Annotated in this window: 30 protein-coding genes; 28 read left to right on the forward strand and 2 right to left on the reverse strand. The window is 47.6% G+C overall.

The features are described from left to right. Positions 1-96 precede the first annotated feature (96 nt). From ACKKE8_RS13930 to ACKKE8_RS13980, 11 genes are all read left to right on the forward strand, one after another. Positions 97-687, forward strand: coding sequence for an RNA polymerase sigma factor (locus ACKKE8_RS13930; protein ID WP_409178645.1), 591 nt, complete (start codon positions 97-99; stop codon positions 685-687). After that, the gene (locus ACKKE8_RS13935) at positions 684-1334 is read left to right on the forward strand and encodes a zf-HC2 domain-containing protein (protein ID WP_409178646.1); all 651 of its coding nucleotides are present in this window, start codon (positions 684-686) and stop codon (positions 1332-1334) included. The genes ACKKE8_RS13930 and ACKKE8_RS13935 overlap by 4 nt, the downstream gene beginning before the upstream one ends. Positions 1335-1462: 128 nt before the next feature. Continuing rightward, positions 1463-2410 carry a tetratricopeptide repeat protein gene (locus ACKKE8_RS13940; protein WP_409178647.1) on the forward strand — a complete coding sequence of 316 codons (948 nt, stop codon included), beginning with the start codon at positions 1463-1465 and terminating at the stop codon, positions 2408-2410. Between the two features lie 103 nt (positions 2411-2513). After that, entirely contained in the window at positions 2514-3632 is a 1119-nt protein-coding gene (locus ACKKE8_RS13945; RefSeq protein WP_409178648.1) for a hypothetical protein, read from the forward strand. Positions 3633-3641: 9 nt separating this feature from the next. Then, on the forward strand, positions 3642-3857 hold the full coding sequence (locus ACKKE8_RS13950; protein WP_409178649.1) for an IDEAL domain-containing protein: 216 nt from the start codon (positions 3642-3644) through the stop codon (positions 3855-3857). 89 nt (positions 3858-3946) lie between these two features. Continuing rightward, positions 3947-4369: a DUF2487 family protein gene (locus ACKKE8_RS13955; protein ID WP_409178650.1), complete on the forward strand. Its 423-nt coding sequence runs from the start codon at positions 3947-3949 to the stop codon at positions 4367-4369. A 252-nt stretch (positions 4370-4621) separates the two neighbouring features. Continuing rightward, entirely contained in the window at positions 4622-5140 is a 519-nt protein-coding gene (locus ACKKE8_RS13960) for a ubiquinol-cytochrome c reductase iron-sulfur subunit (RefSeq protein ID WP_007716590.1), read from the forward strand. A gap of 1 nt (position 5141) precedes the next feature. Next, on the forward strand, positions 5142-5813 hold the full coding sequence (qcrB, locus tag ACKKE8_RS13965) for a menaquinol-cytochrome c reductase cytochrome b subunit (protein ID WP_012686173.1): 672 nt from the start codon (positions 5142-5144) through the stop codon (positions 5811-5813). Between the two features lie 28 nt (positions 5814-5841). Further along, a complete protein-coding gene (locus ACKKE8_RS13970; protein ID WP_409178651.1) occupies positions 5842-6633 on the forward strand; it encodes a c-type cytochrome in 792 nt (263 codons plus the stop codon). A 76-nt stretch (positions 6634-6709) separates the two neighbouring features. Continuing rightward, positions 6710-7309 carry a DUF1405 domain-containing protein gene (locus ACKKE8_RS13975; protein WP_409178652.1) on the forward strand — a complete coding sequence of 200 codons (600 nt, stop codon included), beginning with the start codon at positions 6710-6712 and terminating at the stop codon, positions 7307-7309. 48 nt (positions 7310-7357) lie between these two features. Beyond that, a complete protein-coding gene (locus ACKKE8_RS13980; RefSeq protein WP_069845318.1) occupies positions 7358-8173 on the forward strand; it encodes a sporulation protein YpjB in 816 nt (271 codons plus the stop codon). A gap of 61 nt (positions 8174-8234) precedes the next feature. Here the strand turns inward: ACKKE8_RS13980 and ACKKE8_RS13985 are convergent, their stop codons facing one another. Further along, positions 8235-9092 (reverse strand): YitT family protein, encoded by an 858-nt coding sequence (locus ACKKE8_RS13985; RefSeq protein ID WP_409178653.1) that lies wholly within the window; start codon positions 9090-9092, stop codon positions 8235-8237. Positions 9093-9307: 215 nt separating this feature from the next. Between ACKKE8_RS13985 and ACKKE8_RS13990 the strand changes: the two genes are divergently transcribed. From ACKKE8_RS13990 to ACKKE8_RS14060, 15 genes are all read left to right on the forward strand, one after another. After that, positions 9308-9655 carry a nucleotide pyrophosphohydrolase gene (locus ACKKE8_RS13990; RefSeq protein WP_016740047.1) on the forward strand — a complete coding sequence of 116 codons (348 nt, stop codon included), beginning with the start codon at positions 9308-9310 and terminating at the stop codon, positions 9653-9655. Continuing rightward, the gene (gene dapB, locus ACKKE8_RS13995) at positions 9648-10400 is read left to right on the forward strand and encodes a 4-hydroxy-tetrahydrodipicolinate reductase (protein WP_409178654.1); all 753 of its coding nucleotides are present in this window, start codon (positions 9648-9650) and stop codon (positions 10398-10400) included. Before ACKKE8_RS13990 ends, dapB begins: the two co-directional genes overlap by 8 nt. A gap of 50 nt (positions 10401-10450) precedes the next feature. Next, a complete protein-coding gene (locus tag ACKKE8_RS14000) occupies positions 10451-10861 on the forward strand; it encodes a methylglyoxal synthase (protein WP_409178655.1) in 411 nt (136 codons plus the stop codon). After that, entirely contained in the window at positions 10858-11553 is a 696-nt protein-coding gene (bshB1, locus tag ACKKE8_RS14005; RefSeq protein ID WP_409178656.1) for a bacillithiol biosynthesis deacetylase BshB1, read from the forward strand. Before ACKKE8_RS14000 ends, bshB1 begins: the two co-directional genes overlap by 4 nt. A 17-nt stretch (positions 11554-11570) precedes the next feature. Then, positions 11571-12713: an N-acetyl-alpha-D-glucosaminyl L-malate synthase BshA gene (gene bshA, locus ACKKE8_RS14010; RefSeq protein ID WP_409178657.1), complete on the forward strand. Its 1143-nt coding sequence runs from the start codon at positions 11571-11573 to the stop codon at positions 12711-12713. A 127-nt stretch (positions 12714-12840) separates the two neighbouring features. Then, a complete protein-coding gene (locus ACKKE8_RS14015) occupies positions 12841-14064 on the forward strand; it encodes a CCA tRNA nucleotidyltransferase (protein ID WP_409178658.1) in 1224 nt (407 codons plus the stop codon). Next, the gene (locus ACKKE8_RS14020) at positions 14054-15037 is read left to right on the forward strand and encodes a biotin--[acetyl-CoA-carboxylase] ligase (RefSeq protein WP_409178659.1); all 984 of its coding nucleotides are present in this window, start codon (positions 14054-14056) and stop codon (positions 15035-15037) included. The genes ACKKE8_RS14015 and ACKKE8_RS14020 overlap by 11 nt, the downstream gene beginning before the upstream one ends. A 261-nt stretch (positions 15038-15298) precedes the next feature. Further along, positions 15299-16162: a 3-methyl-2-oxobutanoate hydroxymethyltransferase gene (panB, locus tag ACKKE8_RS14025; protein ID WP_409178660.1), complete on the forward strand. Its 864-nt coding sequence runs from the start codon at positions 15299-15301 to the stop codon at positions 16160-16162. After that, positions 16159-17025, forward strand: coding sequence for a pantoate--beta-alanine ligase (gene panC / locus ACKKE8_RS14030; protein ID WP_409178661.1), 867 nt, complete (start codon positions 16159-16161; stop codon positions 17023-17025). The genes panB and panC overlap by 4 nt, the downstream gene beginning before the upstream one ends. Positions 17026-17045: 20 nt before the next feature. Beyond that, positions 17046-17429 carry an aspartate 1-decarboxylase gene (gene panD / locus ACKKE8_RS14035; protein WP_007723146.1) on the forward strand — a complete coding sequence of 128 codons (384 nt, stop codon included), beginning with the start codon at positions 17046-17048 and terminating at the stop codon, positions 17427-17429. A gap of 82 nt (positions 17430-17511) precedes the next feature. After that, positions 17512-18921 carry a tetratricopeptide repeat protein gene (locus tag ACKKE8_RS14040; RefSeq protein WP_409178662.1) on the forward strand — a complete coding sequence of 470 codons (1410 nt, stop codon included), beginning with the start codon at positions 17512-17514 and terminating at the stop codon, positions 18919-18921. 91 nt (positions 18922-19012) lie between these two features. After that, positions 19013-21916 (forward strand): ATP-dependent DNA helicase DinG, encoded by a 2904-nt coding sequence (gene dinG, locus ACKKE8_RS14045; RefSeq protein WP_409178663.1) that lies wholly within the window; start codon positions 19013-19015, stop codon positions 21914-21916. Positions 21917-21957: 41 nt separating this feature from the next. After that, positions 21958-22863 (forward strand): ComEC/Rec2 family competence protein, encoded by a 906-nt coding sequence (locus ACKKE8_RS14050; protein ID WP_409178664.1) that lies wholly within the window; start codon positions 21958-21960, stop codon positions 22861-22863. A gap of 14 nt (positions 22864-22877) precedes the next feature. Further along, positions 22878-23501: a redox-sensing transcriptional repressor Rex gene (locus tag ACKKE8_RS14055; protein ID WP_409178665.1), complete on the forward strand. Its 624-nt coding sequence runs from the start codon at positions 22878-22880 to the stop codon at positions 23499-23501. 16 nt (positions 23502-23517) lie between these two features. Continuing rightward, positions 23518-24822, forward strand: a complete 1305-nt coding sequence (locus ACKKE8_RS14060) for an amidohydrolase (protein WP_007723137.1) — start codon at positions 23518-23520, stop codon at positions 24820-24822. A 63-nt stretch (positions 24823-24885) separates the two neighbouring features. On the opposite strand, the gene ACKKE8_RS14065 is transcribed toward ACKKE8_RS14060, so the two are convergent. After that, on the reverse strand, positions 24886-25065 hold the full coding sequence (locus ACKKE8_RS14065; protein ID WP_133257456.1) for a hypothetical protein: 180 nt from the start codon (positions 25063-25065) through the stop codon (positions 24886-24888). 133 nt (positions 25066-25198) lie between these two features. Here ACKKE8_RS14065 and ACKKE8_RS14070 point away from each other — a divergent pair, with 133 nt between their 5' ends. Both ACKKE8_RS14070 and ACKKE8_RS14075 read left to right on the forward strand, forming a co-directional pair. Continuing rightward, a complete protein-coding gene (locus tag ACKKE8_RS14070) occupies positions 25199-25903 on the forward strand; it encodes a hypothetical protein (RefSeq protein ID WP_409178666.1) in 705 nt (234 codons plus the stop codon). Between the two features lie 29 nt (positions 25904-25932). Next, positions 25933-26412 (forward strand): DUF5590 domain-containing protein, encoded by a 480-nt coding sequence (locus tag ACKKE8_RS14075; RefSeq protein ID WP_409178667.1) that lies wholly within the window; start codon positions 25933-25935, stop codon positions 26410-26412. The last annotated feature ends 34 nt before the right edge of the window (positions 26413-26446 follow it).

Below are 26446 nucleotides of genomic sequence, written 5' to 3' on the forward strand. Positions count from 1 at the left end.
AAGAATCGTAAGGTCGCGCAACTTTTTACATCCCCAGCAGTCTAATTATGCAAAAGGCCGCTGAGGGATCGGAATCGCAAGGAGGTAATCCTGATCATGACCGATTCCCAGCTTATCCGAGAGATTAAAGAAGGTAATCTGGAATGCTATGCTGAACTGATTCGTCGATATGAAAAAAAGATCCTCTCATTTGTCACTCATCTTTTGCGTCAGGCACATTTAGAGCATATAGCGGAGGATATATGTCAGGAGACGTTTTACAAGGCGTATAAGAGCATTCATTCTTTCCGAGATGTAGAAGCTACATTCTCCACCTGGCTCTATACGATTGCACGCAACTCCGTACTCAGTGAATTGCGCAAGAGTCGCAATTCTGACGTGTATCTGGATGATACGTTGCAAACGCCTATGGCATCTCCCAAGACACTGCCTGAGCAAGTTTTGCTCCGGAATGAACGGGAGAGCATGGTAAGACTGGCAATCAACAGTCTGCCAGAGAAGCAACGCTCAGCACTGATATTACGCGAGTACGAACAAATGGATTACACAGAAATCGCTACGATTCTGGATTTAACAGTGAGCTCTGTGAAGTCTCTACTGTTTCGAGCGCGGCAAAGTATTCGTGGACAGTTGGAAAACTACATCCTGGACCCTCATTTGGATGAAGCTGAAGGGATGAATCGATGATGAGATGTGAAGAAGTTCAGGAAATTCTGCCTGAATACGCCGAAAATCTGTTGCCTGAGGTGACCCAACGCCGGGTTGATCACCATATGGCGGCATGCTATGCCTGTCGTTCCGACTATGAGATTTGGTCGGACAGTGGTGAGTGGATGGAAATGGATAAAGAAGAATATCATTCTGTAACTCCATCACGTTCCATTGTAGACGCGGTGATGGCCCGCATTTTATCGGAAGAGCAGTGGGCGATCCCGATTGGCAGAAAAATTTTCAGCGTAACTGCGAGAATGCGACGCATGGCTGCGAGTGTAGCTGTTTTGTTGCTCATGGTCTTTTCGTTCACTTTATATGTGAATACAAGTACCACGGAGCATGCGAATTCGTTCGTTATTAACGGAGAAGTCATGGAGATTAACTCACCAAAGGCGCAAGTCATTTCTTCTTCTATGCAAACAGACGACGGTACATACGTGGTAGAAGCACAACCATATACGTCGCAAGGAGACTCGCTGGAACATGCTACTGCTTCGATCGTACCGCTCGATGGAAAGCCGACTTCTACTGATTTAGCCAAGCCGAATTACAGCATTGTACTTAGTATTTTTGGAATCCTTATTACTGTTCTTACAATGAGCTGGCTAACGCGAGCATAATGGTATATGATCAAGAGTAAAAGAAAAGACCGTCTTCGGACGGTCTTTTGTGGCTATTTTATTAGAGTGGTTGTTCAACAAGCGCGTAGAGCAACAAGGCCACGCAAAATACATATGAGGTGAAAGAAATGCCGAAAAAGTGGCTGTATGTCATAGACGAAGCGATCAAGCGGATCGAAAACGATGAAGTGGAGTTGGGTTTGACCGCTTTGCAAAAGGTTCAGGAGCATGGAAAAGATTTGCCGGATGTCATGATGTATTTGGCAGAGGTTTGGTATCGATTCGGTCATTTGGAAGAGGCGAGTCAATTGCTGACAGATGTCATGGCCAAAAATCCGCAAATGGATTCCTCTTTGCGTAGAGAATGCCAGCTGCTGCTAGCGGAGATTGCTTTGGATTCCAGTGATTTTGAGACGGCGCAACATCTACTCTATGAATGTAAAGAATCTGGCTTCGAAAGCATCCAGCTTGACTTGTTGCTAGCGGATCTGTATTCACTCCAAGATTTAGATGAAGTAGCGGTCAAGTATTTGGAGCAAGCAAGACTGAAGGAGCCAGACAACCAAGATATTATGGCAGCGCTGGGTAACCTGTATTTCCGCATTGGAGAAGACGAGAAAGCAATGAAGCTCCTGGAACAAGCCGGGGATGAAAGTCTGTCCATGCTTTTGACGAAGGGGCGGTCGTACGCACAAAGCGGTCAATTCGAACAGGCTTACCAAGTATTCCGTCAGGCGCTGGTTATGGATCGTTCCCCAGAAGTACTCTACGGATGTGCAATGATGGCATTCCACGTAGGACGACTGGATGAAGCAGCAGAATTGGTAAGCAGCTTGCAAGCGGTTGACGAGGAGTATGTGGCTGCTTACCCATTAGCTGCAGATGTGAATCTTTCGATGGGGAAAACAGAAGCAGCTATTGAGGCGCTAAAGCAATATGTATCGTTGTCAGGTTTCGATTTGGATCAAATCCGCAGGCTGATCGCTCTTTTGACGCAAGCCGGGCGCTATGAGGAAGCAAAAGAATACCAACAGCTTCACGACCTGTGGGATCATGAATCCGAAGAGGAGCAATAAAAAATCGACAAACAGGAAGTCACTTCGGTGGCTTCCTGTTTATTTTTCCGCATTTTGGCAAGAATGAGTGACAAGTAAGCCATCGTAAAGAAGGGATGCACAGATGAACTTGGCTGAGATCTTGGTGTACACCGATATCCGGCAGCTCCATCAGATTGCCAACCATTACGGATGCGAATGCAACCCTCATTCCAAAAACGAATTGATTACGTCACTGTTGTCTAGCTTGAGGCACAGGTTGACAATCTCCCAAGAAGTTGAGCAGCTGAGCAGTGCAGAAACCCATTTTTTGCTCCAATTGTTCCTGGACAAGCGTACGGTCATGTCGCTTGAGGATTTGTTGGCGAAAGCCGGGGTGGCACTGGAGTGTGAAAAGGAAAAAAAGCAGGAGGAAGGACGGAAGTTTGTCGCTGCAGCAATGAAGCGAGGATGGATTTTTCCGGCGAAAAGTAAAACTGTAGGACAGTATCAAATTCCGCTGGACATTCGTGAGCCGTACTTGCAAGCGTGGCTGACAAAGTGGCGTGAGTCAAACGCATTAGTTGATCCTGGTCCGCAAGCTTATAGGGATGAGGGAACAGCAGTATGCGATGACATCATGCAATTTTTACAATTTCTCCAGCAGGAGCCAGTACCGCTAACCGCAGAAGGTGGCATGTACAAGCGTCATCAGCAGCAGCTTTTTCAATTTTTGTACGTAAAAGAAGAGCCTTTATTGCCGCAAAAATGGCGTTTTGGCTACGGGCTACATTTTGATTTATACCCTGACCGTTTTTCCTTGCTCTACGATTTCTGCTACTATCACCGATGGATTGTAGAAGTAGACGGCAAGGTAGCAGTAACGGATGCAGGGAGGGAGCGACTGGAGCAACCGTATAACGATCAATTGTACCATGATGTCATTCGCTTCTGGATGAGGCTGTACAAGCGGGCTGTCCCGAACTTACCGATGCTGGTTCAACTCATTCCGCTGATCGCGTCGGGTGGTTGGGTAAGTCAGCAATCGCTGATGGACGCGCTGCTCCATTGGCTGAAAGAGTTTTACTACGATTCGCCTACAGATATCTTGGTGAATCGGGTATGCAAGATGATGGTGCATCTGGGATTGTTGCGCGTCGGCCAAGACGAACAGGGGCAGTGGTTATACACCGCAACGTATGCGAGCCAGACTTGGCTTCGAAAATACAATGGTTTTACCGAAACGACTATTTTATTGAAGTGAGGGATGGGTATGGAGTGGCCGAATTTCTATTCCAACGCGTACGGAACGAACAATCAAATGGTTTCCGGTTTGCTATCTGAAATGGTGATAGACGAGCAAATGCGTCAATATCGCAAGCGCACGCTAATCCAGGAGATTGATGAGGCACTTGTATCGAAAAACAAAGAGCTGTTTTTGCGCTTAACAGACGAATTGAAAGAAATCATGGCTTACGAGCAAGCCTAAATACATAATCGTATGCGTTATTGCGAGTCTCCAACCATTCATGGTACGCTTGTTTCCAGAAATGAACAAGGAAATGAGGAGACGGCTCTATGCAGTGGAACTTGAATGATTTTGAAAACTGGGAGGAGTTGCGGTCCTTTGTGGATACCGCGCTGCTCCCTCTTTATTTGTACAACTCGGACAGAAAAGTAGAAGAGCATGTGGTACGTATGAACTACTTATTGAATGTAGCGGCCGGGATTGAGCAGCGACTGAAGGGACGCGTACTTCTATTTCCGTTAAGCTATCAAATAGGAGAAGAGCAGTTGGAACAACGAACACCGACGGAATTTCCCTATAAAGTACTGCTACATTTTCGCGGAGAACAGATTGCATTAAAGGAACGAACAGAAGAAGGCGTGTTGATTTTGTTGGTAGGGGATGAAGACCTAGAATCTTCTTTACGTTTCGAAGTGACCGTAGATGTGCTGTACAAAGAGGTCATCAAGTTGTGGCAAACCGGGCGGGGATAATCGTTTTGACTTAAAAAAGAGGCGCAATAGAGAAAGCGTTTTCTGGTAATACTACAGAAAAATAGGTGGGGCAAGGTCTTAAATTTGACAATCTGGCAACAATATCCTGCCACACATCGTTTGGGTAAAGACATGTCCACTGGACATTCTTGACATCTTTATAGGCGTTAGCTATGATTGGGATTGACCTAGTGTATATGTATGAAAATGCCATCGTAGCGCTATTTTACAGGATAAGGAGGGAAAAAAGATATGGGAGACAAACGCGAAATTTCCAGGCGTACATTTTTGAACTACGCCCTGATGGGAACTGGCGGATTCCTTGCTGCGGGAATGATCACCCCAATGATTCGCTTTGCGGTAGACCCCCTTCTGCAAGGACATGCAGGTGGAGATAAAGTAGCTGTCGGCAGTCCGGATGAGTTTAGTGCCGTGCCAAAACGCGTAGAATTCAAGGTCCATACCAAGGACGGTTGGTATGAATCAGAATCTACACTTACTGCATGGGTTACCAAGAACGACAAGGGTGAGATTCTTGCTCTGTCCCCGATCTGTAAGCACTTAGGGTGTACGGTTGACTGGGGAACTGGCCCAGGACAACCAAATGAGTATTTCTGTCCTTGCCACATGGGTCGTTATTCGATCAATGGCGAGCACATTTTGGGAACGCCACCGACGGCCTCTCTTGATGAGTATGAGACAGAAGTCAAAGACGGAAAATTGTATTTAGGTAAAGTAAAAGCAAATCCTCGTCCGGGGGTGAACGGCTAAAATGATGCAAAAAATGTATGATTGGGTCGACGAACGCTTAAACATCACTCCGATGTGGCGTGACTTGGCTGACCACGAAGTACCTGAGCACGTGAACCCGGCACATCATTTTTCAGCTTTTGTTTACTGCTTTGGTGGACTTACGTTCTTTATTACCGTTATTCAAATCTTGTCTGGTATGTTCTTGACGATGTACTATGTACCAGACGTTATCAATGCTTACGAATCCGTTAAGTACCTGCAGAACGAAGTAGCGTTCGGGGTAATCGTACGCGGTATGCATCACTGGGGTGCCAGCTTGGTAATCGTGATGATGTTCCTACATACTCTGCGTGTATTCTTTACAGGTGCATACAAAAAGCCTCGTGAATTGAACTGGGTAGTCGGCGTACTGATTTTCTTCGTTATGCTGGGTCTCGGTTTCACAGGTTACCTCTTGCCATGGGATAACACCGCATACTTTGCGACCAAAGTAGGTGTGCAGATCGCTGACTCTGTACCTTTCATCGGTCCATATGTGAAAACATTGCTCACAGGCGGAGACATTTTAGGGGCGCAAACGCTTACTCGCTTCTTCGCGATTCACGTGTTCTTCCTCCCAGGCGCACTGCTTGGTCTGTTGGGAGCTCACTTTGTTATGATCCGTTCGCAAGGTATCTCGGGTCCACTATAATCGGTCTTCGAAAAAAGGAGGAAATAGCATGGCAAAACAAGATAAAGATGCTACCTTCGTCGGAGATTCCCGAGTATCGGCGAAGCGTATCCCAAACATTTCTCCATCCTACTCCGACTTTCCAGGTAAAAACGAGCCGTTTTGGCCAAACTTCCTGTTGAAAGAGTGGATGGTGGCAGCTGTTTGCTTGGTTGGTTTTCTCGTGTTGACGGTTTCACATCCGTCGCCGTTGACTGACAAAGCAAACCCGAATGATACTTCATTCATTCCGTTGCCAGACTGGTACTTCTTGTTCCTGTATCAAATGCTGAAATATCCTTGGGCTGCAGGGGATTGGGTCGTACTCGGTACCGTCGTTGTTCCAGGTATCGCATTTGGTGCACTGATGTTGGCGCCTTGGCTGGATACCAGCAAAGAGCGTCGTCCGAGCAAGCGTCCAGTTGCTACTGGCTTGATGCTGACTGCACTCGTAGGTATTTTCTACTTGACTTGGGCAGCAAACCATGAATATCATCTGGCTCACCCAGATAAAGGTAAAGGTACTGGTGGCAAAGAAGGATCGAGTGCAACTGCACCGGCTCCAGCGGACACCAGCTTTAAAGCAGATGCGCTTTGGAAAGCGCAAACAAGCTGTATGGGATGCCATGGTAAAAACATGGAGGGTGGCATGGGTCCAAACCTCCAAAAAATCGGTGCAACTTTGGATGCAGCCAAGATTACTGATGTCATCAAGAACGGTAAAGGCGCAATGCCAGGCGGTATGATCAAAGATGATGCAGAAATCGCAAAGCTAGCTGAATACATGGCTGGCTTGAAATAAGCTAATAGGGGAAAAGCTGGCTGGTAATGCGGTCAGCTTTTTCGTTAGCGGCGTACACAGCGGGAGACGATTATAGATGATCTGGATATGGGAGTGGTTTCGGCAATCTTTGGGCAAAAGGTGGTTTCTTTGGACGCTGTTCGTCGTCAACTTTTTGGGAACCATATATGGATTTATTTGGTACGGTAACCAATTGGCTGAGACACCAGCATATTTGATTCCTTTTGTCCCGGACAGCCCGACAGGTAGCGGACTTTTTTCGCTTGTACTCCTTACCTATTTGTTGGGTCGCCACATTCCTGTACTGGAAGCTTTGGCTGGCATCACCAATTTTAAGTATGGTGTCTGGGCCGTCTGCATTATCGTGGCTGGTTGGTTGATGGGCAATGAAGTGCGTTGGACAGACGTGATGCTGATTATTTCCCACACCGGCATGGCTGTGGAATCTGTTTTGTATGCGCGTTTTTACAAGCTAAGTCTTCTGCCGGTGGGAATCGCTGCGCTGTGGACACTGAATAATGATTTTCTCGATTACGTCATGGACATCCATCCGTGGCTGCCGAGTGTATTGGATCCTTATGAGGGCTTCGTTGGTTTGTTTACGGTTCTTCTCAGTCTGATCTCGATCTCGGTGATCTGGTGGGTGAATATGAAGTATACGACAAATAAGGTCTAATCTTGTCCTCCTTTCCATAGGCTGTACTAGGGAAGGAGGTTATTTGCGTTGAAGAAAAACATCCGGTTTTTATTATTCTTTCTCATGATCGGGTTGTTCTTGTCGTGGCCCATTCATAATTTGTACTCGAAGCTGAATCAACCGATAGAAGAAAAGCAGTTGGCAGCATTGGATCAAATTGCGCATGAGTTACTGACGTATGCAAAAAAGGGAGATCTTGAAGGGGCAGAGCAGCGCATCGTACAGCTGGCAGAACGATTCCCTAATCAGCATTTACCCAATCCGATACGAATTGAGAGTTTGAATGCAGTGACACAGTCCATACTGGCAGCCAAGCAAAGCTTTGCTTCTGCAAACGCAAGTGAACAGCAATTGCTGTGGCATGCCACGCGGGTCCGTATCGCCATAGACGCACTGACGCATGATCACCAGCCGATGTGGCGTAGCTACTATCCTTCTCTCGTAACACAGGTCCAAAACCTGCAACTATCGGCTGTTGAGCGGAATTTCAGTCAGTTTCGCGAACAGTTCGATGAGAACTACCGATTATTTTTGGCCATTAAGCCGGGGATGAGTATTCAGCTTCCAGAGGGGCAAATGTCCTCGATTACAGTTGCGTACGATATCATATCCAAAGAGATGCGAAACAGCCAGGTAGATTGGCAGCTGGTACGAGAGGCGTTGCGAGAATTGAACAGCTCTTTTCAAGTGGCCTTTGTGGGAGAAGAGAAGAGTACGTTTGCTCGTTTAATGATGCGGCCAGATTCACCTATTGTTATTCTCGCATCGATTTCGATTGCTTTGATCATGGCCTTGTCTTATGTGGCGTGGAAGAAATATGATGGAGAAATCCGTTCGACTTAATAGATACAAAAAACCCTTGCCTATACGAAAAGGCAAGGGTTTTTTGCTGTGATGCGTCGTGCTAGTCGTGAAGAGGTTTCTTGTTTTCGTCGAGAGTAAAGCCTTCTCCGAGTACCTCATGAACATCGTTGACGATGACAAAGGCATGCGGGTCAATTTCTTGCACGATATTTTTAAAACGCATCACTTCGTTGCGGCTGATAACCACGTAGATTACTTTCTTTTCATCGCCAGAGTAGGCGCCTTTTCCTGCTAAAAGGGTAACACCACGACCAAATTCAAGGATTTGATTGGCAATCTTGTCCGCTTCGTTGGAAATGATCGTCAGTGCTTTGCCGGCATACGCCCCATCTTGGAAAAAGTCGATGACACGTGCGGCGATAAAGACGACGACAAGTGTGTACATGGCGCTTTCTAGATTCAAATAGACGAGGGATGCCCCGATGACCAAGATATCTCCAAAAAACAACGTTCTCCCCATGCTGACACCCATGTATTTCTGAAGCAGTCTGGCAATGATGTCCACTCCGCCAGTGGTCCCGCCGTAACGGAAAATAATCCCTAAACCGACTCCGACAGCTACCCCAGCATAGAGGGAGGCGAGCAAGCGATCTTTCATTTGAAGCGGAAGAACTCCATCAAACAAGGATAAGAAGACGGAGAGTGAAACCGTTCCCAAAATCGTGTAGAAAAAAGAAGTTCGTCCAAGAATTTTCCAGCCCAAGAAGAATAACGGTACGTTTAGGACAAAGAAGACGACTCCCTGGTCCACAGCAGGAACTAACAGCTTGATCAAAATACTGATACCAGTGATACCGCCCTCAGCTAAATGGTTGGGAATGTTGAACGCATTAATACCAAATCCCATAATGGCAGAACCGATGATAATGGCAAAGATACTATCAAGACGAATTTTCATATGTCCTCCTGTTCGCCGGATCAGGAATGGCTTCCCCCCGGACATGATGTGCAGGTAATACTTGTGTTACCTGAGGGCTATCCGAAAGCCATTATAAATGAACGCTCGTTTGATTGTCCATATGCTGGAAAGACGAAGTATTGTGATTTGGCAAACGAAGCCTTTTTTAGTACGATAGGTGAAAGAGAGAAGACTGTGAAAAAAGGAGTGGGCGGATGGAACGGCAAAAGACTATGCAAGAGATGCAGCAAGAAGTTGATCAATACATATCGCAATTTAAAGAAGGATATTTTTCTCCGCTTTCCATGCTGGCTAGAATGACAGAAGAAGTAGGTGAATTAGCCAGAGAGATTAACCATTTTTATGGTGAAAAACCGAAGAAAAAGGACGAAGGCGAAAAAACAGTAGAGGAAGAGCTGGGTGACGTACTCTTCATCGTGATTTGTTTCGCAAACTCGCTCGGAATCGATTTGCAGGAAGCGTTTGATCGTATTATGCACAAGTTTAATACTCGCGATAAAGATCGCTGGACGAGAATAGAGGAGAACGAGCAGCATGACTAAACAAATTCGTGTAGCAGTTGCAGGCGCAAATGGTCGAATGGGGCAAGAGGTAGTGAAAATGCTGGCGCAAGATACCGCGCTCGTTTTTACAGGCAATCTGGATACGCGTGTGAGTGAAGAGGAAATCAATCAACAACTGGACGAAATGAAGCCGGATGTTCTGGTAGACTTTACGACACCGCATACGGTGTACCGTCATATGGAGCTCTGTTTGGCTCGAGGTGTGAGACCAGTCGTCGGAACAACGGGCCTGACAACAGAGCAGCTGCAAGAGATGACTGCGCGCTACAAAGAAGCGGGACTGGGTGCCATCATTGCCCCGAATTTTGCGATTGGCGCGATTCTATGTATGAAGTTTTCCGCAATGGCAGCAAAATATATGCCGCATGTGGAAATTATCGAACTGCATCATGACCGCAAGCTGGATGCGCCAAGCGGAACCGCTTTGAAGACCGCGGAGATGATTGCAGCCGTTCGGGAAGATCTCAAGCAAGGGCATCCTGAAGAGGTAGAAACGATTCCAGGCGCTCGCGGAGCAGATTACGAAGGCTTCCGGATTCACAGTGTCCGTCTGCCAGGTATGGTTGCTCATCAGGAAGTCTTGTTTGGCGCAACAGGACAAACACTGTCCATTCGTCACGATTCGATTAACCGCGAATCATTCATGCCAGGCGTGAATATGGCCATTAAAGCCGTAATGAATATGAACGGATTGATTTACGGATTGGAACATCTGATTGATTAAACGTTTGATTAACATACACACGATACCCAGCCATAAAGGGAGAGGTTTTCTTGAAAATTGCATTGATTGCCCATGATCGAATGAAAGAACAGATTGTGCAACTAGCGATGGCCTATGAATCCATTTTGGCAAAACATGACCTGTATGCCACAGGAACAACTGGGTCGCGAATCATGGAAGCTACGTCGCTGTCCCTAACTCGGTTTTTGTCAGGACCATTAGGAGGCGATCAACAAATCGGTGCGATGATCGCCCGCAATGAGATGGATTTAATTATCTTTTTGCGTGATCCGCTTACCTCTCAACCACATGAGCCTGATATTATTGCACTGCTTCGACTGTGTGATGTGCACAAAATACCGTTTGCCACCAATCTTGGTTCGGCAGAAATCATGCTGAAGGCTTTGGAGCTGGGACAGCTGGATTGGCGCGAAGTGGTGCATGAGGAGAATGATGCATGAGTTCACTCGATATTTTGGCAATCGGCGCTCATCCTGACGATGTCGAGATCGGTGCGGCAGGCAGTCTGATTTTGGCAGCCAAAGAGGGAAAGCGCGTGGGGATTCTCGACTTGACCTTTGCCGAATTGTCTTCGAATGGAACGGTGGAAAGAAGGCAGCAAGAAGCGGCGGCAGCTGACCACGTGATGGGAGTGGCTGCTCGCTATAATTTTGGCCTGCCTGATCGCGGGTTGGAAGCAGTCAGGGAAAGTGCGATTGAACGTGTCGTCAAGCTCATTCGCGAAACTCGTCCAGCCATTGTGCTTGCGCCTTATTTCGCAGATCGCCATCCAGATCACGAAAGCGTAAGTAGAATTGTTCGCGAGGCGGTGTTTAATGCGGGCATCCGCAAGTATTTGCCGGAGCCTTCTTTGCCTGCCTATCGACCTTCGCAATTTCTTTACTATTTTATTAATTCCACTGTCACGCCACAGGTTGTTGTGGATATCACCGCTGTTTATCCGCAAAAAATGGAGGCGCTGCGTTGTTACCGCAGTCAGTTTGAACTAGAAGAAGGCAGCGTTCAAACACCGCTTACCAATGGCTATCTGGAGTCTGTCGAGTATCGAGAGCGACTGTTTGGTCAGCAGGCTGGTGTAGCCTACGCAGAAGGATTTGTCAGTGCAGCTCCGTATGTATTAAAGAGCTTGTGAGAAGGAGTGACACTGTTATGAAGATCGGGATTACTTGCTATCCGTCATTGGGCGGATCAGGGGTAGTAGCCACAGAGCTGGGCAAGCTATTGGCCGAGCGAGGACATCAAGTCCATTTCATTACAGGTGGAATGCCATTTCGCTTAGGCGCGTTTCACCCGAATATTTTTTATCATGAAGTAGAAGTGAACAACTATGATGTTTTTAAATATCCACCTTATGATTTGACCTTGGCGAACCGAATGGCGCAAGTGGCGAAAAATGAAAACTTGGACTTATTACATGTGCATTATGCTGTGCCACATGCGTTGTGTGCGTTCCTCGCCAAGCAAATGGTAGGGGATCATTTGAAAATTGTGACCACCTTGCACGGGACGGATATTACGGTTCTCGGTTATGACTCGAATTTGAGTGATATGATCCGCTTTGGCATTGAACGAAGTGATTTGGTAACAGCCGTGTCCAATGATTTGATCAGGCAGACGAAAGAACTGCTGCATACTGAAAAAGAAATTGTCCCTGTGTACAACTTCGTAGACAAGCGGCGTTACTACCCGAAAGAGGTTACAAAGCTGAAAAAAGTATTTGCACCGAATGGTGAAAAAATTCTTATGCACATATCTAATTTCCGTCCAGTCAAACGAGTGCCGGATGTGATTGAAATATTTTCGCGCGTACGTGAAGAAATGCCTTCCAGACTGATCCTCATTGGTGAAGGTCCCGAAATGGGCCTGGTTCGCAAGATGATCGCAGAGCTCGGTCTGAACGACGATGTTTGCTTCCTCGGCAAGCAGGAAGACGTCGCCGAGGTATTGTCGATGGCAGACATCATGCTGCTTCCATCAGAAAAGGAAAGCTTTGGTCTCGTCGCATTGGAAGCAATGGCTTGCGGTGTGCCTGTCGTTGCTACAGTGGCAGGAGGATTGCCCGAAGTCGTCCTGGATGGTGTGAATGGCTTCTTGCGTCCAATTGGGGACGTAGAAGGCATGGCGAAAGAAACGATACGTCTCTTGCAAAACGAAGAGCTATACCGCGAATTCTCCGCGAATAGCATTGAGCGATCCTGCAAAACGTTTTGTCACGAAACGATTGCCTCTCAGTATGAAGCACTTTACGCCAACTTGCTGGCAAGCAAATCCGAAGAAAACCTAAGCTTTTGAACGTAAGAACGAGCTTTTAGCTAGCTGATGCACCTTGGATATTAAAATGAACAATCCATACAAAACTCTCATGAAAAACGCCTCCTTGTGTAGATCAGGCGGAGCAAACCAGAAAGGGGGGATTGGATTGGCGATAGAATTGGCAAAACGTGTTCTCGACAGATTGGAGGAACACGGCTTCGAAGCTTACTATGTGGGTGGTTGCGTCCGCGATTGGCTTTTACAACGACCTGTTCATGATATAGATATATGTACGAATGCCCATCCCGGCGACGTCATCCGATTGTTTCCCGATCATGTCCCGACTGGTCTGAAACACGGCACTGTGTCTGTAAAAGTCGAGGGGCAGATGTTCGAAGTAACCACGTTTCGGACGGAAGGAAAATATGAGGATTATCGTCGACCCGCTGAAGTTCAGTTCGTTTCAGAACTTCGGCTCGACCTGGAGCGACGAGATTTTACGATGAACGCAATGGCGATGGATCGTAATCAAGTATTGCACGACCCGTTCGGTGGACGTGAGGATATGGAGCATCGGCTGGTTCGGGCAGTAGGCATTCCGCTAGAGAGATTTCAGGAGGATGCCCTTCGGCTTTTACGAGGAGTGCGCTTTGCTTCCCAGTTAGGTTTTGCTATAGAAGACCAGACCATGCTGGCTATGAAACAGACTGCACCTTTGTTAGCTCATATTGCTGTGGAGCGCATTAGGGAAGAGCTGAATAAAACGCTCGACAGTAAAGCCCCAGAGGTTGGTTGTCAGTTGTTGAATGAAACGAGGCTCATGGCTTATGCCCCTGAGGTAGAAAAACTGTTCGTCCTCTCAAATGAGCATGTCTGGCGGCTGCATCATTTGCAAACCGTGACGCAAAAATGGTCGTTGCTACTGTTTGCGGCGAATTATTCACCTGTGCAATCGCGTGAAGTATGCCAATTCCTCAAAATGTCCAAACGCGAAACAGAAGCAATTTGTTGCTTGGTTGAACTTCTGACGCGATTACAGCCGCAATGGGATGTCCCTCAAGCGATTGAATGGGGGCTACTGCTGCTTGAAGTCGGTTGGGACACGTGCAACGAGTTCTTCCTTTTATTGCAAGCGTGTTGGTGGAAGGAGAGGCAATCGTTTTCGATGCAAGCACTCCTCGATCGATACGAAAACATGCCTGTCAAAACCATCAAGGATTTGGCAATCACGGGGCTTGACCTGCAAGTAGCCATTCAGAAAAAGCCAGGCGAGTGGATTGTCCGCATCTTGGAATCATTGCTTAAACAAACGGCTCTGCACGGTTTACCAAATACACCAGAAGCACTCGTCGAAGTTGCAAAGAAAGAGGTTGCACAAGATGAACATTAAGCAAGTCATCCTTCAAGCATTCCGTGACCAGCCAGGTAGTTTCATCTCTGGTGAAGAATTAAGCCAAACATGTGGTTGCTCTAGGACGGCGGTTTGGAAACATATCGAAGAACTGCGCCGGGATGGTTACGAGGTAGAGGCGGTACGCAAATCGGGGTATCGCCTGCTGGTTGCCCCTGATCGCTTGTCAGCAGCAGAAATCATGGCAGGACTGGAAACGAATCGGATCGGTCAAAATGTCATCGCTTACGATGAGGTGTTATCTACGCAGCCCCTCGCACACGAGGCTGCGGCAAAAGGGGCAGTAGAAGGTACGATTGTGCTGGCAGAGCTGCAAACAGGTGGGAAAGGCAGACTAGGCCGACCATGGCATTCTCCCAAAGGAACGGGGATCTGGATGAGCTTGATCATCCGACCTGCGATTCCGTTACCGAAGACACCTCAGATGACGTTGCTAACGGCAGTTGCGGTAGCGAAAACGATCCGGGAAGAGACTGGATTGCTTGTCAAAATCAAATGGCCGAACGATATTTTTATCGGTGACAAAAAAGTATGCGGGATTTTGACTGAGTTAAATGCAGAATCTGATCGGGTCAATTATTTAGTAATCGGAATAGGGCTCAATGCCAACAGTGTCGCGTCTGATTTTCCATCCGAACTGGCACAAATTGCGACTTCGCTACGAATTGAATCTGGCGAGCCACTCAAGCGAGTTTCGTTTATCCAACGGCTTTGTAGAAATTTTGAAGAAGAATACGACCACTATTTGCAGGCTGGCTTCGAGCGTGTAAAACAAGAGTGGGAGGATCATTCGTACACCATTGGTAAATGGGTGACCCTCCAGACGATTTCACAACAGCTGGAAGGCCGTGCAGTCGGCCTCGATGAGGAAGGCGTACTAAAGGTCGAGGATCAGGCGGGACAGATTCACAAAGTATATTCGGCTGATGTCAATTATCGTGCAAATGATTAAATCATTTGCTATACTCCAATTTGGAGGCTGTATCACTTCGTGAACGGTACTCCCGGAGTATTTTTGTATCTATCGTGTAATCTTAAAGCAATACGTGTAAGGACAAAAATCTGCTCAGAGCCTGTGTGGACCGAGACAGAAGGAATCCGTTGGACGCAAGATGTCTTTTTGACATGGACAACCTTCTCCCGATTGACGCGAGAAGGTTTTTTTATTCCTCACACGATCCACGGGCTTGATGCAAAAGAGGAGAAATGAACAATGGCAACAAACGACAAAACCGTTACGACTTCGAGTATCCGCAAGAAAAAAGAAACGCGAACCCCGATTACCATGGTGACCGCCTATGACTATCCGTCAGCCAAATTAGTGGACGAAGCTGGCGCTGATATGATTCTGGTCGGTGATTCATTGGGAATGGTCGTACTCGGTTATGACTCCACCATCCCTGTTACGATGGAGGATATGCTACACCATACGAAAGCAGTAACGAGAGGGGCCAAGCGTGCATTTGTCGTGGCGGACCTGCCTTTTCTCAGCTATCACGGAACAGTTGAGGAAGCGGTGAAAAACGCGGGCAGACTAATGCAAGAAGGGCTGGCCAAGGCGGTCAAAATGGAAGGGGGCCGTGAACTTGCCCCAATCATTACACGCTGTGTACAAGCAGGCATCCCTGTCGTTGGACATATTGGGCTTACTCCGCAATCGGTACATCAATTAGGTGGTTACAAAGTACAAGGAAGAGATTTGGAGGCAGCCAAAAAATTGTTGGATGAGGCCCTTGCCATTCAAGAAGCGGGTGCATTCGCCATTGTGCTGGAATGTGTTCCGGAAGAGGTCGCAGGCATGATTGCAGACAAGCTGGACATCGCTGTGATCGGAATCGGAGCGGGTGCGACTTGCGATGGGCAAGTGCTGGTGTTCCATGATATGGTCGGCTACGCATCGGATATCACACCGAAATTCGTGAAGCGCTACGCAAACATTGGTGAAACGATCCGTGAAGCCGTTGAGACCTATAACAAAGAAGTCGAAGCAAGAAGCTTCCCAGGGCCAGAGCATGTCTTCCATGCTTCTGAAGAAACCATCAAGGAGTTGTACGGGGAAGGAGTGAAGCAGTCATGATGCAAACAATGATGCAGCAAGTCTCCACAATCGCAGAGATGCGCATTCATATAAAAGAAGCACGTCGGCAAGGCAAAACGATCGGGATGGTACCGACCATGGGTTTTCTGCATGAAGGACATCTTAGCTTGGTAAAAGCTGCCCGTGAAGTATGCGATTTGGTCGTGATGAGCATTTTCGTTAACCCGCTGCAATTCGGACCGAATGAAGACTTTGAACGTTATCCGCGCGATATCGAACGGGATAGCAAAATGGCGGAAGAAGCGGGAGTTGACCTCCTGTTTACCCCGGAAGTCAGCGAGATGTATCCGAAACCGATGCTGACCAACATTTCAGTGGCAAATGTGACGACTCCATTGTGTGGAGCTTCTCGTCCGGGTCATTTTGATGGCGTATCGACTGTCGTCAATAAATTGTTTCAAATTGTCCAGCCCGATTACGCCTTTTTTGGACAAAAGGATGCCCAGCAAGTAGCTGTTGTGACGCAAATGGTTCAAGACTTGTCGATGCCAGTACAAATCGTTCCATGCCCGATTGTCCGCGAAGCGGATGGTCTTGCCATGAGCTCTCGGAATGTCTACTTGTCAGCGGATGAGCGAGCACAAGCACTCGTGCTATCACAGAGTCTGAAGCAAGCAGAGGAATGGCTGGGTGAGGGCGTGGCTCTTTCTGCAATCAAGGAACGTATAACGCAAATGATTTCCGAGAAGCCGCTGGCAGGTATTGATTATGTGGAAATTTTGAGCTATCCAGCGCTTACACCTATTGAACAGGAAACGGCAGGTCAGACGATCATCATTGCGCTAGCTGTTCGTTTTGGCAAAACACGTTTGATCGACAATACGATTACATCCATCAAGTAGAGATAAGGGAGGAATTCTTAGTGTTCCGCACCATGATGAAAGCAAAAATCCATCGCGCAACGGTAACTGAAGCAAACTTGAACTATGTTGGCAGTATTACCATCGACAAAAATTTGTTGGATGCACTGGATATTTTGCCAAATGAAAAAGTACAAATCGTCAATAACAACAACGGAGCGCGTCTGGAAACATACGTCATCGAAGGTGCTCCAGGCAGTGGCGTCATTTGCTTGAACGGAGCAGCTGCACGTCTCGTACAAGAGGGCGATATCGTCATTATTATTGCCTATGCGATGATGACGGATGAAGAGGCGAGAACCTACAAGCCACGTGTCGCCATCATGGATGAAAAAAATCAGATCAAAGAATTGATTGCTGAAGAAGTACACGCGACGATTCTGTAAGCGATCTGTCGACTCCTGCATAGAGCCACCTGCCTTGTGAGACAATGAAAGTACTCATGCCTCATAGGGGGTGGCTTTTCTTGTGAAAATCGAGGATTGGTTTCATACGCTTCGGAACAAAGCGCAGACGATTGAAGAGAAGTGGCAGGGGGCTTCTGAACAAGAACGTCTTCAGCTCGCGGAACAATTGTTTCAATTGCGCCAAGTAAGTGATACAGTCGTTGACCTGTGGCTGCAATTCGAAGAAAAATTATCGAATGCGATTCGTAGCATCAAGGAAATGGAAGGACAGCTTCCGGCAGAAGAGAAAAAGACGGATCAGTCGAAGGTGAATGCAGAATCACCAAAGGCCGTTGAAATGAACCAATACGAGCCGATTTTTCGTCGTGGGGAAGGCTTTTATCATTTGCGCATGTTTCAAGACGCGAAAAAGTGTTTTGCAGAATTAGTCCAAAAATCGCCAGACTGGGAAAGTGGACGCTTGTACTACGCCTACAGTCTCCTTTTATGTGAGGAGCAAGAATTAGCCTTTCGGGAATTCCGTCTTCTAGGCAGGACAGCAAGCTCACCTACCATTGTGGCCATCAGCTTTAATGCCATTGGTTGCATACTGGCAGAAGAGGAGCAATGGCTAGAGGCGGCGCAAGCTTTTAAGACGTCTCTCGAGATCAAGCCAGAACAGGAAGAAGCCAAATACAACCTCGCGCTCTGCTATTTAAGAGATGGCGATGCACAGGAAGCTTTGGACGAATTGGAACCGTATCTAGAAGAAAACGAGCACGATTGGGAAGCGCAGATGCTATGGCTGCGAGCTGCAAAATTACTGCATACGATGGACCAGACGGTGGAATGGAACCCGCCGAAAGGCTTGCAATTGCCGACACGAGATTTGGACAGCGATACTCTTCAGGAAATGGCCTCTTTATACGAAACAGTGGGCAATTATCACCGGGCACAAATTTGCTATCACTTTTTGACGGAGCGTTCCCCAAAAGATGGGTGGACGTGGCATGGATTGGCCTGGAATACGTGGCTCATTGCAGGTACGAAGCGGGCATTGACGCTCGTCAAAAAAGCCATCAGTCTTGCACCTGAAAATGACGACTTTCTATTTAGTTATGGATGGATGCTGTTGTTTGACGGAAGGGTAGAGGAAGCAATCAAAGCGTTTCGGATCATGCTGGAGAAAAACCGAGACAATCGCCTCGGACAATCCGGGATGATTTCCGCATACGAGAAGCTGGGGGATACACAAGAAGCAAAACGGTTGGCAAAGTATTTCCTGGAAGACGCTGAGCCATATGTACGTTCGTTAGGGTATTTTCATCTGGGAAGAATCGCGGTTGTGGAAGAAAATTGGCGCCTAGCTGAACAATATTTTCAACGGGCATTGCCATTCGCAGAACAGTTATGGGAAATCCCCATCTATCTGCAATTATGCGCAAGCAAGCTCGGTCAATCAGAAATGCAAACCGAGCTCGTACAGCCTTAAATGTACAGGAGAGCAGGAATATTTCCCATCGTTGCCGAATGTGAATGGGTGCGGATTGAATGTTTCCGCCCAGGTTACGAGGTGACAACGTTTGAATCGATTACTAGTTGTAGATTTTGAGACGACGGGAAGCCATCCACGCCAAGGTGACAGCATCATTCAGATTGGTGCTGTCGCAATCGATGACGGGCAGATTACCGAGAGTTTTTCCACCCTGATTCATCCGGGCCAGGATATTCCGCCGTTTATTACCCAATTAACAGGAATTACCAATGAGATGGTTGCAGATGCTCCTTCCTTGGAAGAAGTGTTTCCAGATTTCTTGCGTTTATTGGACGGACGAGCTTTTGTTGCACATAATGCGAGCTTTGATCTCCAATTTTTACAAGAAGCCCTGCTGAGCCAGGGCTATTATGCGTTTGACGGCTACGTACTTGATACTGTGGAGCTATCTCGCGTTCTTTTACCGATGCAAAATAGCTATAGACTCGGAGAACTGGCGTCTGAGCTGGAAATCGAGCATGATAATCCCCATCAAGCAGACAGCGATGCACTCGCAACGGCGCAGCTGTTTCTCCACTTGCTGGATATTTTAAAGAGACTGCCGCTCGTGACGATCCAGCGCCTGCAGATGCTCGTCTCTTCGTTTCGCTCTGATATCGAGGTTCTTCTACGCACGATCGAGATGGAAAAGCTTATAGAGCTGCCAGAGCTGCATGGAACACCAACCGAAACGGATTCCTCAGACATGTGGGATGTTTATCGCCAGCTGGCCCTTCGGAAGCGAGAAGAAAAAGCAACAGTGTCTCTGAAGCGTCCTCATATCGATGCGACAATGACCAAAGCGTTTGCCGACCAGCTTGAGGATGTTTTGGGCGAAAACGGGCACATGCAGGCGAAAATGTCGGGGTATCAACGTCGGGATGCTCAGGAAGCGATGATGCATGCTGTCTATGAGTCAATGGAGGATGGAGCCCATTTATTGGTAGAGGCAGGGACAGGTACGGGAAAATCATTAGCGTATCTCTTGCCGGGGATCATTTGGGCTCATCACAATCAGCAGCAGCTGGTGGTCAGTACCAATACCATTCAATTGCAGGAACAGCTATTCCATAAGGAAATCGCTACCTTGCAGGAGTCTCTGCCGTTTTCCTTTACAGCTTCGACGCTAAAAGGCAGAGGAAACTACTTATGCTTGCGTAAATTTGAACAAGCCGTGGACGAGCCTGTAGAAGGAAGCAGCCAAGAAATGCGCTTGGTCAAGGGACAGATGCTGACATGGCTCACGCAAACCGTTACCGGTGATGTGGAAGAGCTAAGCATGCCTCCAAGTGGTCAACTGCTGTGGCAACAGGTAAAAAGTGATACGAGCTCTTGTTTGAATCGGGCTTGTCCGTGGTTTAGTCGCTGCTACTATTTTCAGGCGAAGGAACGGGCTCGCGATGTCGATGTACTCATCGTCAATCACGCCCTTTTCATCAGCGACTTGCAAGCGGAGAACAGAATCCTCCCTTCGTACGAAGTTGCCATCGTCGATGAGGCCCATCATTTGGAGGATGCCGCGACACAGCATTTAGGCAAGCAGTTTTCAACCACGCAGCTTCTTTTCTTGTTAGATCGTGCCTCGGTTGAAGAGAGTGGGGCAATTGGCCGCTTCGCAGAAGAGCTGCAAAGCTGGATGCCTTCGGTACAAGAAGATGTCGCCACAAAGCTTCTGGAGCTGAGAAAACAGTCTGCTGCTTTACGTGAGAAAGCGCAGCAATGGACACAGCTCTTGTATGCATGGGCATCAGATCGTGCGGAGGAGACGGCGGACGCTGGTCGTGAGACGGTACGTTATCGGATCGAATCGTTTGTAGGCAAACACGAGAAGATACGCAAAGTAACCAAAAAGCTGATTGAAGGAATGACCGCATACGCAGCGGGCATCGAGCAGCTTTTGCGAACGACTCCGCAAGACGAAAAGCCTCCTTTTGCCGTACGCAGTTTACTCACAGATTTATTCGGTCTCATCAAAGATTGGCAGAACGTCGTGGAGCTGCTTCACTTCTTTTTGCTTGAACAGGATGCCGAGTATGTATATTGGATGGAGGTAGAGTCCCGTACAGCTCGTAAGCAGGTTCATTTGTCCGCAGCACTCTTGAAGGTTGCCGACTCATTGGCAGAACCGCTTTTCGCGCAAAAACGGAGTCTGATCTTGACATCAGCCACTCTGACGGTCAAAAACAGCTTCTCCTACATCAAAAGCCAGTTTGGTCTCGACCAACTGCCCGAGGAACGAGTGCGGACCTTGTCACTGCCATCGCCGTTTCATTATGAAGAGCAGGGATTACTGTTGATTCCATCTGATTTCCCCACACCAGGCAAAGAGAGTGACCACACCTATTTGGAGGCTGTCATTCAAGGGTGTGTTGACGTCGTACTGGCTTCGAAAGGAAGGACGCTGATTCTATTCACCTCCCACTCGATGCTTCGACTTGTTTACCAAGCAATGAAAGAACGCCTTGCGGAGGCCCCAGAACCGTATACGTTATTCGGTCACGGGATTGATAGCAACAATCGGAGCAAGCTGGTGCGTCTGTTCCGAAGCATGGAGAGAAGTGTCCTGCTTGGGACGAGCAGCTTCTGGGAAGGTGTCGATATCCAGGGGGAATGGCTGAGCAGTCTGGTGATTGTTCGCCTCCCATTTGCTCCGCCGAATCATCCTGTCTATCAAGGAAGGGCAGAGCTTTTGAAGGCAGAAGGAAAAAACGCCTTTATGTCTTTGTCTCTTCCACAAGCCGTTCTGCAATTTAAACAAGGGGTGGGTCGATTAATTCGCCACCACTTGGATCGCGGGGTCGTGATCGTTTTTGACACGCGTGTGGTTGAAGCGAGATATGGACGTTCATTCCTTCAATCCTTGCCGCCATTTCAGATCGAAAGCGGTCCATGGCCAACGCTGCGAGAGCGCATAGAGCCATTCCTTAGTATGCAATCCCTGTCAGATTCATAAAATGAAGCAATAGTCTCATAGGGATTAAGGTGATAAAATAAATGTTATGGAAAAAAGAGTGGCGTTGGTGGATTGTAGTTCTTAGTGCGATTTTCCTTTGCGCATGCTCGATTGATAGCCATTTGTATTTGCAAGAAGCAGCAGTAAAGATAGATGACCCGTTTGAAACAGAGACAGAACAGGAATTTTCGGGTCTCATTATCACCTACTTGGCACTTCCACATGGTGAGAGTACACTTTTGAGAATGCCAGGCGGCAAAACGATGCTGATTGATACGGGTACGACAGAAGATTGGCCCGTTCTCTCGGCGCGCTTGGCAGAGCTCAAGATCACACGGCTCGACTATGTAGTGTTGACGAACGACCAGCCTGAGCATATGGGAGGCTACGCTTCATTAAGCCAGCAGGTGCTTGTAGATGCCGTCATTTTACCCAAGCTGATCGCATCATCGCTTCGCCATGTCGTGCTGCTTCGCTCCAACCAAAAGCAGATGGAAGCAGAGCAAGGACAAGTACTCAATCTTGACCAAGAAATTTCCATGGAAGTTTTGCTCCCGGATGAACCGTTATTTTTATCTCCCCAGAACAATTCTCTCGTGTTTCGATTGACGCACGGTCAATTGCGATTTTTATTTATGAGCGCCGTAAATGAAAAAGCAGAAGAGCGACTGTTGGAGAGGCAAAATGACAGACTGAAGGCGGAAGTCTTAAAGGTAGCGGGTCAGGGGAGCAATCAAGGCTCTTCGCAACCGTTTCTGACACAAGTCGATCCTCAGGTCGCTATTATTCAGACTGGTCGATCGCGGGATCAAATGAAAGACGGTCAGACGGAAGTCATGGAGCGCTTGGGTGAGTCATGGGCCGAGACATACGTTACCAGCCACGACGGTTCCATTACCATTTTATCGAATGGAAAAGAATATCGGATTTTGAAGCAAAAGGATTAGGGGGAAGACCGAACGTGGCAAAACACGAAAAGATTTCAGAAGCGGTCGTCCGTCGTTTGCCGATTTATCTGCGTTACCTCAGTTATTTGCAGCAGGTTGAGGTGACCACCGTTTCCTCCCAACAGATGGGCAAGAATCTTGATGTGAATCCTGCCCAAATCAGAAAAGATCTTGCAGCTTTTGGTGATTTTGGAAAAAAGGGAATCGGCTATGATGTCGATTATCTGGTGGAAAAAATACGTGAAATTCTGAAGCTCACGGATGAAATCCGTGTCGCTTTGGTCGGAGCAGGGCATTTGGGCCATGCCATTAGTAACTACAACGCTTATTTGAAAGATAACATGCGGATTGCGGCCATCTTTGACAATAATCCAGAGAAGCAGGGAAAAAAAGTCGCAGGTATACCGATTCAGCCTTTATCAGAGCTGGAGGAAACGGTCGTCAACAAGCAAATCAAGCTGGCGATTATTACGGTACCGGCACCTGCAGCGCAATCCGTATGTGATCAGTTGACTCAAGCGGGTATCAGGGGGATCTTGAATTTTGCCCCTACGACGATTCGCGCAGGAAAAGATGTTCGCGTTCACTATGCGGATGTGACGTCCAACCTGCAAAGTTTGGCCTACTATTTGACGTAAGAATGGAGTGTATACTATGAAAAAAACGATCCTCATTCACGCAACAGTCATTACCGTTAACGATACGAATGAAGTCATTTACGATGGTGCCGTAGCATTCGAAGGCAACAAGATTACGTATGTGGGCCCAACTCCTGAGGACTTGTCGGAAGCGGGCTACGATGAAGTCATCGATCAAAAAGGTGATTACATACTGCCTGGATTAATTAACACGCATGGACATGCTGGTATGTCTCTCCTACGCGGTTATGCAGATGATTTGCCGCTGCAACAATGGCTGGAAGACAAAATGTGGCCATTGGAGGCGCAATTCACGGGAGACACAGTAAAATGGGGTACCCAATTGTCGCTTATCGAGATGATTCGTACCGGAACCACCACGTTTGTGGATATGTATGATCATATGGATGTCGTGGCGAAGGAAGTCGATGCAGCTGGAATGCGTGCTCGCCTTTGCCGAGGTATGATTGGCCTGTGCTCCGAAGAAGAACGTCAAACAAAGCTGAAAGACGCGACTCTTTTTGCAAAAGAATGGCATAATCAGGCAGACGGGCGTATTACGGTCATGATGGCACCGCATGCGCCGTACACCTGCTCGCCAGAATTTATTACCCAAATTATCGAAAAAGCCGATGAGTTGTCCTTGCCGCTTCATATCCATATGTCTGAAACTGCTTGGGAAGTCGGGCAAAACGAGAAGGACTACGGGCTTCGTCCAGTTGCTCATTTGGAAAAGCTGGGAATGTTCAATCGCCCAACACTCGTCGCGCACGCTGTTCACCTAACGGATGAAGAAATCGACATTTTGGCAAAATACAATGTGAGAGTTTCTCATAACGTAGTGAGCAACCTGAAGCTGGCAAGTGGTGTTGCGCCTGTTCCGAAAATGTTGGCAAAAGGTGTAAGCGTGTCACTGGGTACCGACAGCTCGGCAAGCAACAACAATTTGAATTTGTTTGAGGAATTGAAGCTCGCTGCGATCCTGCACAAAGGTGTGAACAACGATCCAGTAGCGGTTCCAGCAGAGGAAGCACTTCGCATGGCTACTCGTTATGGCGCAGAAGGGGTATTCCAAGAGGAAACACTCGGAAGCATTGAAGTAGGCAAGCAAGCTGACTTGATCGTGCTGGATAGTCACCAAGCCCATTTCCACCCAGCACACCAACCGATTTCACACGTGGTGTACGCAGCAAATGGACGCGATGTGAAAGATACAATTGTAGCGGGTAAATTCTTGATGCGTAATCATAAGCTGTTGACCATCGATGAGGAGCGCGCGATTTATGAAGCAAACCGCGTATTCCAAACGTTAAAACGGTAAAAGGCTCCTGTCAGGTGGGGGACAGGAGTAAGGCAGTGTAGGTGTAGGTAGGGGAATTGGATACTACGACGTTCCGTTGTTCATTTTTGCCACAGCTTTTGTCAGGAGATGATGGCGAAAATGAAGAGTGGGTGTGTGCGACCATTGACGCAAGGGAGACGACAATCCTGCCCAGGAGACGCGATATTCCTGTAACAGAAACCCAAGTATGTCAGGAGATGTGGTTTGTTGCGAAGATGTCACGCGCTCACCTCCTCGGGGTGTATATGTAGTATGACCGCCCGACCTTAAGCTATGATTAGCAACTTTTCCGTGTCGTTCTAAAACCTTCCCGTATAGCATAGGCTAAAGACAAAAATGGGACAGGGGGGACGACATGTACATCCGGCCCAAAATGCTGTGGTGGCTTATTCCTATCCTACTCGGTCTATTTCTCCTCGGGATTGTATTGGGGACAGTAAGTCGATCAGCCAATACAGACAGCACTGATACTACGTCTGCGGTCAGAAAAACGGCAGGAGCGGAGCAGACAGCGACGACGGTAGCGGAGCTTTTGGAGCAGATCACGAAGGACGAGGAACGCTCATTTCTGGTATACATGCAGGATCAGACCTTGCATGGGCGATATCAAAATGAGCAATTTCAGCTCACAGGAGAAATCGGTGGCCACCAGCTTGAAATAGCCAGAAAAGATGGGCAACCAGTATCGGTGCGAATGGATGGCCAGATACAGGATCATGCCGCACTGCCGTATGCGATGTTCACCCCACATGAGCACGCAGTTTTGCTCAAAGGAGTTTTGCAATCGGTTAGTCCTGAACGCCTTGAAGATACTGCAGGGCAAGGATGGAGTGGATATCGGATAGCGGTACCACCTGAGAAAGTCTCTTCGTTATTATCGATGTGGTTAGGTCCATCCTTCCCTATTCAGGATTTGACTTCAAACGTAACGAACGGAATGAAAGTAAATTACCAACTATGGTACGAGTCAAATACGGGGCAGCTTCGCCAACTGGAGCTGGATTTGCAAATACAAACGGCAGTTGGAGTGAAGAGAGACCAGCTTCGATTCCGATTGTAATGTCAGCCACGTAAAGGAGTTACTTTGCTGTGTTAGTACGAATTATCCTATCAATCGTAGCCGTCATATTACTTACGGGAGCTGGGTTCGCCTATCACCTGACGGCTTCTGTAGCAGGAGAGCGCAATCAATTTGAGGAAACCGTTCGTCAGTGGGTTCAGGATCGCACGACAATCACTGAGATTGAATCCATCGATGAATATCGAGGCAAGGAGAGCTACGCTGTCGTCATTGGAAAAAATAAGGCGGGTACACACGTCGTAGCATGGATCACAGAACAGAAAGTTAGCTTCGATCGAATGGATCTAGCTGTTCCAAAAAAGAATGTAGAAGAGGCGGTTTACAAGTCATTCCCGCAATCGGAGATCACCCATTTGGTTCCTGGTCTCGAAAACGATAAGAAATTTTGGGAAGTTACTGTCAAAGACAAAGACGGTCGTTTTCACTATATTCACTATGATCTATTCACAGGTGCTTTGTTAACCTCGTACGTCCTCGCGCCAACCTAATACGCTTGCTTGATGACAGGCCTTTTCCTTATGG

Source organism: Brevibacillus fortis, from assembly GCF_046196545.1.
Classification (GTDB): Bacteria; Bacillota; Bacilli; order Brevibacillales; family Brevibacillaceae; genus Brevibacillus; species Brevibacillus fortis_A.